The sequence below is a fragment of the Pelagimonas sp. KU-00592-HH genome (assembly GCF_040369695.1).
Taxonomy (GTDB): Bacteria; Pseudomonadota; Alphaproteobacteria; order Rhodobacterales; family Rhodobacteraceae; genus Shimia.
Window position 1 is genome coordinate 806,588 of record NZ_BAABWM010000001.1, and the last position, 15,934, is coordinate 822,521.

A 15,934-nucleotide genomic window follows, 5' to 3' on the forward strand; every position below is an offset into this window, starting at 1 on the left:
CCTCACCCTCTTCCGATCTGTTCGCGCGTCAGGCGGATGTCGAAGGCCTCCCGCACGCCCAGATCCAGCGCATCCGGAATGTGGGTTGGAAAATGGCTGGCAAGAATCTCGCGCGCCTTTTCACGAGCCACATCGCCAACTCTCTGTCCGCCGCTGTCCTGCCAGTCGCGCGGGCTGCGACGATCCCCGACCTCGGGGTAGAAATAGTCGGATTTCATCCGGTTGAAGGTGTGAGTTTCGCCAAGGTAATGCCCTTCGCCACGGCACACCCCGGCAATCACGTCGGCGGCGATGTTCTCGGGTGTCGCCTCAATCCCGCGAATGGTCCGCAGGATGTTACCCAGAAGATCATTGTCGCTCACATAGGCCGCATGGCTGACCCCCAGCAGCGAGGACATCATGCCCGCCGCCTGTGTCACGATGTTTGACCCCGCATGCGCCGCCATCGTCACCGCCAGCGATTTCTCGGCCCCGTATTGCGCATCCAGCCGCTTGGCGTCAGTGATCCCGGCGATCGAACTGGTCGGCAAATCCCAGTGTCGCCCCATCTGGGCCGCACCCGCCATCAGGATCGCCTGTTCGCCGCCGCCACCACTCATTGATCCGGTCCGCAGATCGGCCACAAGCGGCTTGGGGGCGAAGATCGCCTTGACCTCCGGGTCGACCAACCGGGCAAACACCAGCCCCGCCAGCGTTTCCGCCACCGCCTGCACCAGCGATCCTGCGATGGTGGCCGGGCTAGTTGCCCCCGCCTGCCCCGCGCTGATCAACTGCACCGGAAACCCTGCCTGGATCGCCAGTTCAAGAACCTCACAGGCCTCTTCGGCAAACCGCATCGGCGGCACCACGTGGCACACCATCACCGTCAGGAACGGCCGCGCCCGAAACGCCGCCTCGCCTCCGGCAATCCGGTAACATAGCTCGGCAATTTGCTGCACGTTCTCGGGTTCGGTGATGGAAATGGAAACGTGCTTTGACGTTCCCATCAGACAGGCATAGGCGGTGTTAAGATCCATCACCGCGTTCTCTTCGATATCGCGTGCCACCACCGAGCGGCTGAAATGGTGGATATTGTCCATCTGGTCCACGATCCGCGCCGCGTCATAGAGATCCTGAAGCGTCGAATCCCGATAATCGTGCGTATCGAGGTCGAACACCCCCGGTGCCGCCCCACCGGTCGACATGTGAACACGGGCTGAAGACAAGGTCAGATCGTTCTTGGCAACCTGCCCGCACAGTTTGAAATTCCGGCTCGCCCCCTCGATGGCCCATGTCACCAACGCGCGCGGAAACAACAGCCGGTCATCCTCGGTTACGCTGCCACCGGCCGCGATCACGCGCTCTTTCATTGAGGGAATGGCCTGGCTCAGGCCCAGCGTTTCCAGCAGCGTCAGGGCACTTTCGTCAACCAGCCGCACCTCGCTTTCCGACAGCGGCTTGAACCGCCCGGCTTCCACACCAGCCCATACCGGCGGGTTCTCTTCGACGTCACTGGCTTGGCTCAGTCGGGTCTTGCGGCCGCGCCTGCGTGCTGGTTCTGACATGATCTCATGACTTTCGCTCAAGATTTCTCACAGGAAACCACGCCAAAATCCTCTTTACAAAGACAGTGTTCTCACCAAATGATGAGCCAAACTTAACAGTAGACTGCCATGCTGCCTTCTCTCTCCGCCCTTCGCGCCTTTGACGCCGCAGCCCGCCTTGGCAGTTTCCGCGCCGCCGCAGACGCCCTGTCGGTCAGCACAACCGCCATCAGCCACCACGTGCGCGGCCTCGAAGACCACCTGAATGCGCAGCTGTTCCACCGCGTTGGTCGCAACGTGGAACTGAGCGAAGACGGCCAGCGTCTGGCCGAAGCCACGTCAGAGGCCTTTGCCCGTCTCGAAGACGCGGTCGACAGCTTCACACAGCGCAGCCGGAAAGTTGTTCGCATCGCCGCCGGCCCCATTTTCACCGCCCGCTGGCTCATGCCGCGGATCAGCGATTTCTGGGATCAGCATCCGGGCATCGAACTGGAATTCACGCCAACCTACCGCCCGGGTGAATCCGGCGGTACCACAACCGACATCATCATCCGCTGGGACCGTCTGCAAAACATGCCCCACGCAGCCGCCACTCTGGTTGCCCTGCAACCCATCGCCGTGGCCGCACCTGCATTCGTGGAAAAACACGGGCCCTTCGCCAATCCGCAAGATCTGCTGTCTGTTCCAATCCTGCATCAACGCAATCACTGGGGCTGGATGGATTGGTTCTCGGCGCAGGACGTCCCGATCTCCCTGCCTCTGCGCGGTCCGGTGTTCGAAGATGCCAATGTCCTCATTCGCGGCGCGGCCGAAGGTCAGGGCGCGATCATCGGGTGGCTGCCCCTGATCGAACAGGACCTCAAGGAAGGTCGTGTGGTGCGCCTTTTCGACGAGGACATGCCTGCAACCCACGGGTATTTTGCGGAAATCCGCGAAGACGCGCGCAGCCGGCGGGAAAGCCGCAAGGTGCTGGACTGGCTGAACAGCTACATGACCTGAACCATCCGGATGGCTCCCCGTCTCAGAGCTGATCCTGAAACCTCTCGATCAGCTTGGCCTTGAGGATCTTGCCCGTCGGCGCGGCGGGCAACTCATGCGCCACGATGATCCGGCTTGGCCGTTTGTAGGGGGCCAGTCGATCCTTCACGAAGGCCTTCAGATCGCTCTCTGTGATCGCGCAATCCGGCGCGACTTTGACAAAGGCCAGCACCTCTTCGTTGCCTTCCACCGCACGCCCCACCACGCCCGCCACGATAACCTCGGGATGGTCCGTCAGGGTCGCCTCGATCTCGACAGGATACACGTTAAAGCCTGAGCGGATGATCAACTCCTTGGAGCGTCCGACGATATACATCCGACCCTCGGCATCAAATCTCCCAAGATCGCCGGTCCGGAAAAATCCGTCTTCTGTCAGGGCCTTGGCGGTCTGCTCCGGGTCACGAAAATACCCTTTCATCACTTGTGGTCCACCAAGAAGGATTTCCCCAATCCCCTCGTCCGGCTCGGCCCCGGGCGCTTCCATGTCAATGCGGAACGCGCAGTTCAGCATCGGGCGGCCGACGCTGATGTCAGGGTCTCCAAAGGCGTTGTTGGTGGCACAGACCCCGGCCGCCCCTTCGGTCAAACCATAGCCGTTTTGCAGCGGCAGACCGTAAAAGGCCTCGGCCTCGCGCTTCCAGACCGGATCAAGCGGCGCACCGCCGGACGATACATAGCGCAGTAATCCCTTTTCATACCGGGGGATATTCTGCTCCTTGGCGTAGTGAAACAGATGCGCGTGCATCTGTGGCACCCCGGGTAGAAAGGTGACATCCGTATCCAGGGCCCGGAACATCCGCTCGACCGAGAACCGGGTTTCCATGCGCATGACGCCCTGCGCCTTGCACATCGCCAGAAAGGTCACGAACCCGTAGATATGCGACAGCGGCAAAGCGAGGAAACAAGTATCATCCGCCCGCATCCCCCGCACTTTTGCCGAGGCATGAGCCGCGTTGACAAGGTTGCCATGGGTGAGCATCGCCGCTTTCGGTGCCCCCGTCGTGCCCGACGTATAAAGCATCAGCGCCACTTGTTCCGCGGCGGCCTCGAACACGGGTTCCGGCGTGGCCCCGCCCCGCGGCATCAACCCGACCTGCCCAAAGCGTCCCTCCACGCACTCGGCACCGAAATGCGCGGCATGTGCGCGTGCCGCATCGGACACGTCAGTGCTGAACATCACGAGGCTTGGATCACTGTGATCAAAAATGCGCTGCAACTCGGCCTCCGTTAGGCGCGCGTTGATCACCACGGAAATCGCATCCAGACGGCTCGCCGCGAGAAAGAAGGCCGGCACGGAAATCGTGTTCTCGAACACGAGGACAACACGGTCGCCCGCCTTTACTCCCCTCGCACGCATCGCCGCCTCGGCGTCCTCCACAGCGCCCGTCAGATCCTGCCAGCTATAGGCAACATCCGCGTGGTCGATGATCGCCGTTGCCTCGGGTTTCACGGCAACCACTTCATCCAAGAAGTCATGAATTCGTCTTTGCATCGGACCTCCCTACCTCCCGGATGCGACGTGAACTGGAATACCTTGCGCCTTGGTAAATTTCAGTATGCGGAATTTAGTTCCGGCACGTCACGATCCCAGAATTCCCGTCACGCCCCCGGATCAAAGGCCGAAACCTGATCCAAATACAACGACTGCACCCAGTTGCAGAACAGCCTCACCTCGTCACGCGGCCCCTTGCGATCGTTCAGCACAAGGTAATGTGATCGCCGCTTGGGCAGCTTGTACTCGGTCGGCGCCACGAGGTCGCCGCGTTCAAGATAAGGCCGGGCAAAGCTCTCAAGCACCATTGTCACGCCGCGTCCTGCGCTGACGGTCTGCAAGGCCATCAGCGAGGAATCCGCCTTCAGCCAGTCGGTTGTCGGCTTCAGGTCCAACCCGTGCAATTCCGCCAACCGCCCCCAGTCGGTTTCCGACCCAATAATCTGCACCACCTCGGATGACGCGAGGTCTTCTATCGCAGGCGTCGGCCCAAATCTGGCAGCATAGTCCGCCCGACACACCGGAATCGCAGATTCGTGCCCCAGATGAAGGATACGCGCCTCGCCCCAGTTGCCCTGCCCAAACCGGATGTCCACATCCAGGCCCTCGTCGTCAAACCGATCGGTCCAGATTGAAGTCGTCATCTGAACGTGAATGTCCGGATGCGCTGCCTTGAACAAGGCCAGTTGCGGAGCAATCACAAGCGCCGCGCTGGAAATCGACGCGCGAACGCGCACCACCCGCTTGCGCTTGGCCCCGAACAACCCATTCGTCGCAAGGGCCATCTCCTCGAAAGACTTGCGAATTTCCTGTGCGTAGGCATGGCCGACATCGGTCAGGGCCACGCCCCTTGGCAACCGTTTGAAAAGCTGCGCGTTCAATCGGCTTTCAAGGTGTTTGATCTGCTGGCTCACCGCAGCAGGCGTCAGCCCAAGTTCATCTGCCGCCGACGAAAAACTGCTGTGACGAGCAGCTGCATCAAAGGCCCTGAGCCATGTCACGTGTGGGAGATCGGCCATTTATCATTAACCTCAGTTTAGTCTTAGGCGAAAAACACATTGTTTGATTTACACCTAACGCCCGTCCCATCTTCACGCAAGAACAGGAAGGGACCGCGCATGGCGCAGACGTACGACTTCATCATCGTCGGAGCCGGATCGGCAGGCTGTGTGCTCGCAGACCGCCTAACGGCAAGTGGACGGCATCAGGTGCTTTTGGTCGAAGCCGGAGGCAGCGACCGGCGCGCCTGGATCAAGGTGCCCGTAGGCTATGCCTACACCTTTGCCGACCCGGCGGTGAACTGGCGTTACACAACAGAAGCCGACCCCGGCCTTGATGGCCGAGAAGGATACTGGCCGCGCGGCAAGGTCATTGGCGGCTCAAGCTCGATCAATGCCATGGCCTATGTCCGCGGCCTGCCGCATGATTTCGACGACTGGGAGGCCGCCGGAGCAAAGGGATGGAACTGGGAAACCGTCAAGGCCCGCTTTGACGCACTGGAATGCAACCTTGAAAGCGGTGCGCAGAAGCAAACTGCGCAACGCGGCACTGGCCCCGTTGTGGTTTCTTCCCTTCAGGACCGCATGAACCCGTTCACGCGCCACTTCCTGTCTGCCGCAGAAGAGATGGGCTGGCCGGTCTCGCACAACATGAACGCCGCCCCCGACAACGCCGACGACAGCCAGTTTGGCGAAGGTCTGACCTATGTGCGCAGCACCGTGAAAGGTGGGCTGCGCTGGTCCGCCGCCGATGCCTTCCTGCGCCCGGCCCTGAAACGCCCCAACCTGACGGTCATACGCAAGGCCCAGGTGGAACGCGTCCTGTTGAACGGCAAGCGCGCCACCGGCATCCGCTACCGCCACAAAGGTCGCACTGAGGAGGCCCGGGCCGCCCGCGACGTGATCCTGAGCGCCGGTGCCGTGAACTCACCCCAGCTCTTGATGCTCTCCGGAATTGGCAACGAGGCAGACCTCAAGACCCACGGAATCGCGCTACACCACGCTCTGCCCGAAGTCGGCAAAGGCCTGCAGGATCACCTCGCGGTGTCCCACCTGTTCCGGGCCACCGAGGACACGCTGAACGCCAAGCTGGGCACCTTTCCCGGAAAAGCCGTCGCCGCCCTGCAATTCGCACTCGCAAGGCGCGGCCCGCTAAGTGTTCCGGTCAACCAATGCAGCGGCTTTGCCCGCACCCGGGGCGCAAACCGTGCCGACGTTCAGGTCTATTGCAACCCTGCATCCTACGGCACCCTGCCCAACGGCAAACCCTACATGGATCGCGACAATGGCTACCTGCTCTGCGTTCAGCCCTGCCGCCCGACAAGCCGTGGAGAAATCTCCCTGAGATCCGCCGATCCCACGGTCGCGCCCGTCATCAAACCGAACTCTCTGGCGACCGAAGAAGATCGCGCAACCGCCATCCGGGCCAGCCGCCTGTTGCAGGACCTAGCCATGACACCAGCCCTTCAGGCCGTCACCCGCGACCGTTGTGCACCGGACATCGTGGGGATGGATGACTATGCGCTGCTGGAAAACTTCCGCACGCGCGCCGGCACCGTATTTCACCCCACCTGCACCTGCCGCATGGGCGACGATCCAAACACATCCGTCGTCGACTCCCGCCTGCGGGTCCACGGGCTCTCCGGCCTGCGCGTGATCGACGCGTCGGCCTTTCCCAACATCACCTCCGGCAACACCAACGCACCAACCCTGATGCTTGCTGACAAGGCTGCGGACATGGTGCTGGAAGACACGCAAACACTGGCCCAGGCGGCCGAGTAACAGGATCTCCTCATGGAACTCAACAAATTCTACATTGATGGTGCTTGGGTTGCGCCCACTGACCCGCGCGCCTTTCCAATCATGAACCCGGCGACCAACACGCAGATCGGTACGGTTGCGCTTGGCAACGAGGCCGACGTCGACCGGGCCGTCGCCGCCGCCAGCCGCGCTTTCGAGAGTTTTTCGCAAACAACACGCGCAGAGCGGCTGTCACTTCTGCACCGACTGCGTGACCTTCTTGTGGCGCGTAACGACGACATGGCCGCCGCCATCAGCCAGGAGATGGGGGCACCGATCAGCATGGCGCGCGACGAACAGACCGCATGTGGCCCCGCCTATGCCGAGGATTTCGCCACCCTTCTTGCCGCGATGGAAGATCAGGAAGCCCTGCCAAACGGCGATATCCTGACCCGTGAACCCATTGGCGTATGCGGCCTGATCACCCCGTGGAATTGGCCGATCAACCAAATCGCGCAAAAGGTCCTTCCGGCCCTCGCCGTCGGGGCGACCTGTGTCCTCAAGCCCTCCGAATACACGCCCCTCTCTGCCGCGCTATTTGCCGAACTGGTGCACGAGGCAGGCTATCCCGCAGGTGTCTTCAACCTCGTTTTCGGAGATGGCCCGTCGGTCGGCACCGCCATGTCGCGCCACCCCGATATTGCCATGATGTCGTTCACCGGCTCGACCCGCGCAGGCACCCTCGTCTCGAAAGACAGCGCCGACACGATCAAGCGCGTCACCCTCGAACTGGGCGGCAAATCTCCCAACCTGCTGTTTGCTGATTGCGATCTCGAAGCCCGGGTCACCGCCTCGGTGCAGGCCTGTTTTCACAACACCGGACAATCCTGCAACGCCCCAACACGCCTTCTCGTGGAACGCAGTTGCTATGCCGCCGCTCTGGAGATTGCGGAACGTGCGGCAAAGGCGCAGGCGGTTGGCAATCCCGCGGAAGAAGGCCCCCACATCGGCCCGATGTTCGACCAGATGCAATACGACCGCGTTCAGGCCATGATCCAAATCGGCATCGATGAAGGCGCCCGTCTGCTCGCGGGGGGGCTTGGCAAACCCGAGGGGCTTGAACAGGGATGGTACGTGCGCCCGACCATCTTTGCCGACGTGCATAACCAGATGCGTATCGCACGCGAAGAGATTTTCGGCCCCGTACTGGTGATCATCCCCTTCGACACCGAAGAAGAGGCGATCGCGATTGCAAATGACACCGACTATGGCCTCTACGCCTATGTCCAGACAGGCAGCGCCTCACGCGCGGCACGGGTCGCCTCGCAACTTCGTGCCGGCGCAGTGGCAATCAACGGGCGCGGCACCACCTACGGCAGCCCTTTCGGGGGCTACAAACAATCCGGCAACGGACGTGAGGGCGGCAAGGCGGGTCTCGAAGAATACCTCGAGATCAAAGTCATGCCTTCGCTCACCTTCCTTCAGGAACAAGGGGTCTTCTCGGCCGCGTGATTTCGTCAAGAAACACCCCGACGCGTGGTGGCAATGGAGTTGGTCGCCATCCTACGCGCCGGGGGCTGGGGAGATTTCTGCGAAGAACTCGCAGCGGTCGGTAGCGACCGTGATCCGGTAATGCCACCTATGTGTGATCCCCGTGTGATTTACCCAACGCGCAGGGCGCAAACCGTGGAACCATGCCAAATTTAAAGGTTTTTTGCTTTTTCTTAAAAAGTGTTAATGAAGTTTGAGGGGATAGATTAAAGGGTAAGGCGGTCAGAGGATGCGACCTGTCGAATTGGTTGAAGTGATTTCTTCGCAAAGGCTTAAGAAAGCCCGCGCCCTCTTTCTCTATCTGGCCTGCACCTCGAATCAACCGCATCGCACCGACAAGATCATCGATCTGCTCTGGCGGGATTCGGCGGAAAAACAGGCAAACGCCTCGTTCCGGCAAACCGTGCGCCAGATTCGCCTGACACTGGAAAACGCGCCCGGCATCGCGATTGAAACCGGCGCGGGACAGGTCACATTGGCCTGGCCCGGCATATCGGATTTTCTGGGTGACCTGGCCCATGCCCTGTCGCCCAAGGAATGGTGCACGGAAAACGGCAACATCGTGCGTCTCTGCCTGGCCCAGATGGACACGCTCCTTGGCCTCAGCGGCTCTCTCGACAGTTGGCTCGTGATCCAGCGCAGCCGCTTTCTGACTGACCTGCGCGAGGCGCTGGACAAGACATTCTCGTCACGATCCGCGCGCAACGTCGCGGTGGAGGCCGCCGAATTCGCCCTCGAGATCGAGCCCTCCAACGAACAGGCCGTGCGCTTTCTGATGCAGCACTACTGGGAAAACCAGGCCCCCACCCGCGCCCTTGAATGCTACAACGCGCTGTATCGCTATCTTGGCGAGGAATACGATCACGAGCCCGATTCCGAGACACAGGCCCTTGTCGCGGCGATCAAGCTCGACCCCGAAAAGAAGGCCGATCTCACCTGGCAGCAGGACATCCGCCCGAAACTGACCGTCTCGGTTGCACCGGCCATAGACCCCGGCGCCAGCGATCAGGACAACAGCCTGCTCAAGGTGCTGGCCGCCGATCTTCGCCGCCGCCTCAGCCGCTTTCGCGAATGGCAGATCCTGGATGATCGCAACACCGCGTCGGCCTATCTCGCGCTGGACCTGCAACTCCTGCCCGTGGCCGGCACCCAGACCCTGCACGTCGAAGTCAGCCGCCCCGACCGTGGCGAACTGGTCTGGTCCGACGTGATCGCCGCGCCGCAGGTCGGCTGGGACGACAAGGTACATCCCGTCCTGATGAACATCGCCCGCGCCCTGTCTGTCGAGGTTGCGGGCCGCTCCGATGTCAGCCCCGCCGCCGACACCTATGACTACTGGCTGCGCTCGCAGGCGCTCTTGGATGCCTGGTCACCGGACACCGAGGCCGAAGCCCTGCAAATGCTCAGCAAGGTCACCGCCGAAGCCCCCAAGTTTGCCCCGGCCCATGCCGAACTGGCGGGCGCGCTGAATGTGCGCCACATCCTGTTGCCCGGCACCTACCAGACCGAAGACGTCAAGCAGATGGCGCTGCACCACGCCATCGAGGCCGTGACGATCGACCCGCTGGATACACGGGCCCACAGGGTTCTGGCATGGTGCTACTGTCACCGGGGCGAGTTCGAGCTGACCGAGTTCCACTTTGAACAGGCCCTCAACCTCAATCAGGACAACACCCTGACCATGGCCTCCACCGCGCTTGGCTTTGCCTTTACCCACCGCCTCGACCGCGCGGCCGAACTGGCGCGCCGCACGCGGGATCAAAGGGAAGGCATGGAACCTTTCTACAAGATCTACCTTGCCGCCACCGATTACCTGTGCGGGGATTTCGCCCTGACCGAACGCAACTGTTCCGAAGGCCGCGGCCTGATGACCACGGTGGGCGGCTGGCACACCGCCTCGCTCTGGCAACTTGGCGAACACGACGCCGCCGCGGAACGGCTTGAGGCCTACCAGCAGGAAATCGCCCCCATGTGGAAAGGCGACGAAAGCTTTGGAAAACAATCTCTTATTGACTGGTTCGTCTCGGTCTTTCCATTCCGCGACGAAGCCGTGCGCGACGACCTCCGAGGGGTATTACAGGCCGTCGCGACACATGCTGCCTAGCGGCACATATTGGTGCCGTAGATCCCGACAGCGCGGTGGAACGCGCGCTCAGGCGTGTCGAGAATCTGGTTAAAGGCATCGTCCGCGTCGGGCGCGCCATCAATGTGGTGATAGGTGTTTTCGTTGATCCACGTCTCGGCATGGCCCAGCAGCGCCGGAAGATGCGTGCACTCCCAACCTGCCACCTGCGAGCCATCGAAATCCCGCAGCAGCTTTTCAACCTTGTCGCGTAGATGCGACAGCATCAGGTACTCGTCAAGATCATAGCTCAGCGGCGGCTGGTAATGCGGGTCCATCTGCTTGGCCGCGCTCTGCCCCTCCGCAAGGGTGCCATCCGACGGCACCACGAGGATACGCACGTTCTTGTCGGCGGCATTCTCGACGGCCGCACGGGTTTCGAACTCGATCCGCACCTGCGTTTCGGCAAGAAGGGCGGCGCGGTCACCGTCGTCCAGCTTGCCGTCCTTGGGCCGCTCAAGCACCGTCATCGCGTATTTCACGACGCTTTCGTAATTTGCCTTCTGCGCCTCGGACGGGGACGGGTTTTCCGACATGTGCACCATCAGCCGCCCGATGGCTTCCACGTTCAGCGGCCCAGACCCCACCACCTTGGCCAGCGCCGGATCGGCGGCAAGCGTTGCCATCACGGTGCCCTCGGGAGACAGGCTGTCGGCCATGGCGACAATCACGCCCACGCCGTTTTCGTCAAAAGTGATCATGTTCTGTTCATCGCCAAGATCGGCTCCGACGATGATGTATTTTCCACCCTTCATGGTCATTTCCTTTATTTTGAATTTATCAGGTCCAACATTGTTTTTGGCGCGTGCAACTGCCCCAACAGTGCATCCCTCTGCGCCTTGTTTTCCGGGTGCAGTTTCACCCGTGCCATCGCCGCTTCCAGCGATCCCCGAAGCAGGCAACTTCCCAGTGGGCCAAACCCGCCGCGCGCGCCCTGCAACAGCCCCTCGACCATCAGCACCTCGTAAAGCGGCGCATTGGCCAGCACCGCCGGATCAATCGCCCGATCCGTGCCAAAGCGGGTTTCGAATGCCGCGCAGAGGTCTGCTGCCGTCATCGGCGCCGACACATCCGACACGGTCCAGTTTGCCCGCAGATCGGCGAACCACGGGTCGGCGATGCACAGCGGATGGGTCTCGGCGGCGGTGTTGAAATCAAGCAGGCTGATATGGCTGCCATTCACGTTGAACGTCTGGGCAAAACTGGGCGAAATGCCGGTCGTCGGCAGCGCCTTGCCGTGCTGGAACGCGTCACTGGAAAAGAAGAAGTCCCAACTGATATCCCATTCCCTCTCGGCCAGAGATGGAGCAAAACTGGTCGACATCAGGTCTTTCAGGGCACGCCCGCGAATATTGCCACGGCGCAGACGATAGGCATCCAGCGGCAGACAGTGGAACGCCCGGAAAATCGCGTGCAAAAGCGTCACCTCGTCCACCTGATGCAACGCATCCAGCGGGGCATTCATCACACCCGGCAGCACGAAGCGCGGCAACAGGTCTTCGCGAATGATGTCGTGCCAGACCAGCACGCAATGCACCCGCGCGATGTTATAGGCATCCTCCCACGCCACACCGGCTGCGTTCAGGCGATCCATCGTGCGGTTGTGAAACTGCATCCACGCCACCGTCAGCTCATGTAGCATCAGCGTGTCGCGATTGCGCGGATCATACAGCGCCCGCACCGCCATACCGCCCGCCGTCGCGGTCTTGGCAATCCGCGATCCGCGTTCCAGATGGAATTTTCCGGTCGCCTGATCAAAGACGTGGTTCATCAGGTCCGGCCCCGTGCCATAGACCGTCTCAAGCGTCAGCGGGTTTTCGATCAGGTTATAGCGAACCGGCGAAACGCCCTCTGCCTGCTGACGCTCGGCAATGGCCTGCGGCATCGGCGTCTGGAGGTTGTTGGTCGCACCCTGCTGGGTCTTTGCGGAATAGACAACCTGATCCAGCGGCGTGCTGTGTCCCATGTCATGGCCCACCAGCTGCGCCAGATAGGTATAGCCGGACGGGATCTGCGCCACCTCGCGCTGGCACAACACCCGCCAGTCCGCGCTGCCGGCCAGATGCGCAATCGCCGGGCGGCTTGGCACCGGGCTACCGGCCCCATCGGTTGGAGCGGAGATCACCGATTTCTTCTGAAACTGCGCCTTGGATACGGGGCAACACCCCACGGGCGCGCGCGCCGCCTCCGGGGCGTCGTCTGCGTCGCGATAGAAGGGGAAGCCGTCACTGGTCATGATCTTTTGTCCTTTCACTTTGCAATGCACTACAGGCAGATCGGCGTAGAAATGATAGTGAACACCACCAAGCCAGCACTCGAGCACATCGACATCCACATCCGGCACAGGGGCCGGATAATCGCGGGGGCCATCATGCGGCAAAAGCCCGACCGCCCTGTCCCCAACGCGGCGCGTCTCGGCAAGACGACGCGCCATAACCTCGTCCGACGCCACCGCCCCACTCTCATAGGCGCGTTGATCCACAACCCGCATTTCCATCAAAAGCGTTTCACGAAGCGCCTTGCGCGCCGCTGCAACCGGATCAACCGCTGTTCCATAGCCCACAACAGGTGCCTCGTCGGGCGCTCCGAAACTGGCCGCGATCATGACGGTCTCACCCGCCACCGATGGCAACCGCCAAAGCCGGCTTTGCCGGACGATCTCTGCACCCTCGCGCAGATCACGCAGCCAGCCATCCAGTCCAACCGCCGCCATCCACGCCGCATCCACCCGACAGGCCGAAACCTCGGATTGCCACCACTCACGAATACGCTTGCGTTCCACCGCTTCCATCAGCGCACGATGCGCCGTCGCAGCCCGATCCGTCCCAGCGGCCAACCCATCCGCCTCCGCTGCAAACGCGACGACCGGCCCCGCAGACAAATACGCAGCCTCGGCAGTCTCACCCAACAGACGCGACACCGCACCCTTCGCCGTTTCCGCAGCCCCGCTCACGCTCTGACCATCGGTGGTCAGCGCCTGATAAACGCAGAATCCGGGGGCAAAAATCTGTTGTCGCCTGTCGTGTCGCGCCCAAGTCTCCCGCAGGACACGCACCTGGGCATCCGGCCAATGCACGTCTGAATTCCAATCTGCAAATACCCAATCGGGCTGTCGTTGCCGCAGCTTAGCCCGTTTCGGAAAAATTCGCCTAAGCAAATCCTCCGACATGTGCAGATCGCGGATCGGGGCGAGATCGGTGTCGAAAGATAAAGCGTCAGTCATGGACCCAGAACCCGAATGATTTGAATTTGCTGTGAAGCCACCAGCGCGACGATGGCGTTTCGGCGGTATAGTTGCGGCTGCCCGCCTGGCTCATGACCGGGCGCAGAACTTCCGAACCATGACGCGCCGCGTTCAGATGGCCGTGTTCCGGCACCACCGCCGCTATATGGCCAGAACGGCTCTCGTCCTTGCGCTTGGCAACGATGATGCCAACACCGCCGGCATTGGCCGCGTCCTGAAGATCGGTTGCGGAAAACACCCGCCGCCAACCAAAGGCGCCGCCATAGGTTTCAAACCAGTCGTGCAGGGAATTCGCGTTCAACTCGCGCACGGTGTTGGCATAAAGAACCTGCGGCGTGTCCCCGGCGGCAATCGTGGCAAGGGCGTTCTCGCGCCACCACACGCGCGGCAGGTAAACACCCATCCGCGCGCAATAGTCATGCGCATAGATGTTGCAGTAGGTGGCAGAAGACTTGGGTTGATACCGCAGATGCGTGCCGCGCCCGGGATCAAGGTAACGGATGATCGCGATGATCTGCGCCGGATCCGCCGCGCTGCGTTCGGGCATGGTGTTTTCATCCAGCGGCCGCGCCCTGCCGAAATCCTGTGTCCTGAGGTTCCCTTTGGGCGCAAGGTTACAGGCTGGCATGCCTGCCGGAACCGGCACATCGGCCACCGGCGTGCCCGTGGCCTCGGTCAGGTAACCGGAATGCAGGTAGCCCTCGACGTCACCGCCAGCCAGAAACGCACGCACATGCCACCAGATCGCATCATCCGGGTGCGCGCCCAGCTTGGCCACCGACGTCCCCGCCGGGAGAACGGCCCGCACCTCGGCAGGTTTGATCCCCGCCCGAAGGTTCAGCATCGACGCCTCGTCGGGGTTCACGATCCAATCGGCCAACTCTCAGCCCTCCACTCAGAAACATTAAGAATGTCCTAAGCGTCGGGTGTGATCCCCGTGTGATTTCGAGCTCACACAAGCTGGCACAACATGGTTTTATGAAGCAATATCAAATATGTAGAGCCAAATTCAGAAATCACACATCCCAGGCCACAGGCATTGTCAGCGGCCCGCGAAAGGCCCAGCCCCCAAAGCTGGTTTCCCCCTCAAGCCGCAGCCCTTTCAGCTGTTCAAAGATCAGCGGCAAAGCCACTTCCGAAATCAAAACCCGCGCCACCCAGGCCCCGGCACAGAAATGGGGCCCCGCCCCAAGCGAGATCGACGCCGAGAAATCCTGTGTCACGTCAAAGACTTCGGGCCGGTCAAACACCTCTTCATCACGGTTGCCCGACCCAAACATCAGGAACACGCGGTCTTCTGGCTCGAACGTCACACCGTGCAACTCGTACCTCTGCGCCACGCGGCGCGGCGACATGCCGACCGGAGCAATCCAGCGCGTATATTCTTCAAAGGCATTGCTCCACGGCACCGCGCCGCTCCTGAGCAGGACCAGTTGGTCCGGATGGGTCAACAGCGCCCAGATCACCCCGGAAATCACATCCCTGACCTCGTTCTGCCCACCGGAAATTGCAAGCTTCACGTTGGCATAAACCTGTTCCTGCGACATGCCGCCCTGCAGGTGAACCGATAGCAAAGACGTATCCGGCGCGGCCTGCAACACCGGTGTCATCTCGTCGATATAACGTTCGATCGCCGCCGTGCAGTCATGGCAATTCGCCTCCACCGCCGGATCCCCCGCATAGTTGGCACAACCGTCGATCATACCCTGGCTGACCCGATCCATCTCCTGCCAGGTGATATTGGTCAGCCCGGTCACGATCTTCAGCGCCTCACCGGAAATCCGGCGGGCGATGTCGCGGGCCATGTCGGCGCGACCAAGGGGGCGCATGTCGTCCAGCACCTCCCGAGTCATCTCTTCAAACTTCTGCCGCCAGACGTTCTTGGCTGTGCGCGGTGACACCGTCGGGAAAATCGCCTTGCGTTCCGTCATATGCGGCGCGCCGTCCTTGCGCATCAGGTTTTGCCCCATCAGCTGGGTCATCAACCCGTCCGGCTGATCCGACGAGAACACGTCGATTTTCTTTTCGTTGTCGAAAATGTCGTTGCGCCGCGTGATCAGCGTCGCCCCAAGCTGCGGAACAAAACACACCGGAAAGGCGGCCCGCATCTTCTTGAGATCGGGATAGGGATCCTCCCAAAACGCCTTGGGATCAATTTCGTAAACCGGAGCGTTGGACATGAAAACCTCCCGACAATCGTTTCACGACTCATGTGTTGACATGACA

General features: G+C 61.5%; 11 protein-coding genes. 4 read left to right on the top strand and 7 right to left on the bottom strand.

Annotation, left to right across the window (positions count from 1 at the left end):
• Positions 1-2 precede the first annotated feature (2 nt).
• Positions 3-1,544 (bottom strand): trimethylamine methyltransferase family protein, encoded by a 1,542-nt coding sequence (locus ABWV42_RS04000; RefSeq protein ID WP_353338977.1) that lies wholly within the window; start codon positions 1,542-1,544, stop codon positions 3-5.
• 108 nt (positions 1,545-1,652) lie between these two features.
• Here ABWV42_RS04000 and ABWV42_RS04005 point away from each other — a divergent pair, with 108 nt between their 5' ends.
• On the top strand, positions 1,653-2,522 hold the full coding sequence (locus ABWV42_RS04005; protein ID WP_353338978.1) for a LysR family transcriptional regulator: 870 nt from the start codon (positions 1,653-1,655) through the stop codon (positions 2,520-2,522).
• Between the two features lie 22 nt (positions 2,523-2,544).
• Here ABWV42_RS04005 and ABWV42_RS04010 read toward each other — a convergent pair whose 3' ends face one another.
• Together ABWV42_RS04010 and ABWV42_RS04015 are read right to left on the bottom strand one after the other, a co-directional pair.
• Positions 2,545-4,053 (bottom strand): class I adenylate-forming enzyme family protein, encoded by a 1,509-nt coding sequence (locus tag ABWV42_RS04010; RefSeq protein ID WP_353338979.1) that lies wholly within the window; start codon positions 4,051-4,053, stop codon positions 2,545-2,547.
• Positions 4,054-4,160: 107 nt separating this feature from the next.
• Complete coding sequence (locus tag ABWV42_RS04015) at positions 4,161-5,072, bottom strand: LysR substrate-binding domain-containing protein (RefSeq protein ID WP_353338980.1); 912 nt, start codon at positions 5,070-5,072, stop codon at positions 4,161-4,163.
• Between the two features lie 99 nt (positions 5,073-5,171).
• Between ABWV42_RS04015 and ABWV42_RS04020 the strand changes: the two genes are divergently transcribed.
• From ABWV42_RS04020 to ABWV42_RS04030, 3 genes are all read left to right on the top strand, one after another.
• Positions 5,172-6,833 carry a GMC family oxidoreductase gene (locus tag ABWV42_RS04020; protein ID WP_353338981.1) on the top strand — a complete coding sequence of 554 codons (1,662 nt, stop codon included), beginning with the start codon at positions 5,172-5,174 and terminating at the stop codon, positions 6,831-6,833.
• 12 nt (positions 6,834-6,845) lie between these two features.
• Complete coding sequence (locus tag ABWV42_RS04025) at positions 6,846-8,303, top strand: aldehyde dehydrogenase family protein (RefSeq protein ID WP_353338982.1); 1,458 nt, start codon at positions 6,846-6,848, stop codon at positions 8,301-8,303.
• Positions 8,304-8,571: 268 nt separating this feature from the next.
• Entirely contained in the window at positions 8,572-10,446 is a 1,875-nt protein-coding gene (locus tag ABWV42_RS04030; RefSeq protein WP_353338983.1) for an AfsR/SARP family transcriptional regulator, read from the top strand.
• Here ABWV42_RS04030 and ABWV42_RS04035 read toward each other — a convergent pair.
• The 4 genes from ABWV42_RS04035 to ABWV42_RS04050 all read right to left on the bottom strand — a co-directional run bounded on the left by ABWV42_RS04035 (position 10,443) and on the right by ABWV42_RS04050 (position 15,888).
• Positions 10,443-11,219: a hypothetical protein gene (locus ABWV42_RS04035; protein WP_353338984.1), complete on the bottom strand. Its 777-nt coding sequence runs from the start codon at positions 11,217-11,219 to the stop codon at positions 10,443-10,445. The genes ABWV42_RS04030 and ABWV42_RS04035 overlap by 4 nt on opposite strands.
• Positions 11,220-11,230: 11 nt before the next feature.
• Positions 11,231-13,687 (bottom strand): YcaO-like family protein, encoded by a 2,457-nt coding sequence (locus ABWV42_RS04040; RefSeq protein WP_353338985.1) that lies wholly within the window; start codon positions 13,685-13,687, stop codon positions 11,231-11,233.
• The gene (locus ABWV42_RS04045; protein ID WP_353338986.1) at positions 13,680-14,588 is read right to left on the bottom strand and encodes an SH3 domain-containing protein; all 909 of its coding nucleotides are present in this window, start codon (positions 14,586-14,588) and stop codon (positions 13,680-13,682) included. Before ABWV42_RS04045 ends, ABWV42_RS04040 begins: the two co-directional genes overlap by 8 nt.
• 136 nt (positions 14,589-14,724) lie before the next feature.
• Positions 14,725-15,888 (bottom strand): cytochrome P450, encoded by a 1,164-nt coding sequence (locus ABWV42_RS04050; protein WP_353338987.1) that lies wholly within the window; start codon positions 15,886-15,888, stop codon positions 14,725-14,727.
• Positions 15,889-15,934: the final 46 nt, after the last annotated feature.

Coding starts and splice junctions, on each gene's coding strand:
- ABWV42_RS04000 (WP_353338977.1), bottom strand. CDS start 1,544: ATGTCAGAACCAGCACGCAGGCGCGGCCGCAAGACCCGACTGAGCCAA.
- ABWV42_RS04005 (WP_353338978.1), top strand. CDS start 1,653: ATGCTGCCTTCTCTCTCCGCCCTTCGCGCCTTTGACGCCGCAGCCCGC.
- ABWV42_RS04010 (WP_353338979.1), bottom strand. CDS start 4,053: ATGCAAAGACGAATTCATGACTTCTTGGATGAAGTGGTTGCCGTGAAA.
- ABWV42_RS04015 (WP_353338980.1), bottom strand. CDS start 5,072: ATGGCCGATCTCCCACACGTGACATGGCTCAGGGCCTTTGATGCAGCT.
- ABWV42_RS04020 (WP_353338981.1), top strand. CDS start 5,172: ATGGCGCAGACGTACGACTTCATCATCGTCGGAGCCGGATCGGCAGGC.
- ABWV42_RS04025 (WP_353338982.1), top strand. CDS start 6,846: ATGGAACTCAACAAATTCTACATTGATGGTGCTTGGGTTGCGCCCACT.
- ABWV42_RS04030 (WP_353338983.1), top strand. CDS start 8,572: ATGCGACCTGTCGAATTGGTTGAAGTGATTTCTTCGCAAAGGCTTAAG.
- ABWV42_RS04035 (WP_353338984.1), bottom strand. CDS start 11,219: ATGAAGGGTGGAAAATACATCATCGTCGGAGCCGATCTTGGCGATGAA.
- ABWV42_RS04040 (WP_353338985.1), bottom strand. CDS start 13,687: ATGACTGACGCTTTATCTTTCGACACCGATCTCGCCCCGATCCGCGAT.
- ABWV42_RS04050 (WP_353338987.1), bottom strand. CDS start 15,888: ATGTCCAACGCTCCGGTTTACGAAATTGATCCCAAGGCGTTTTGGGAG.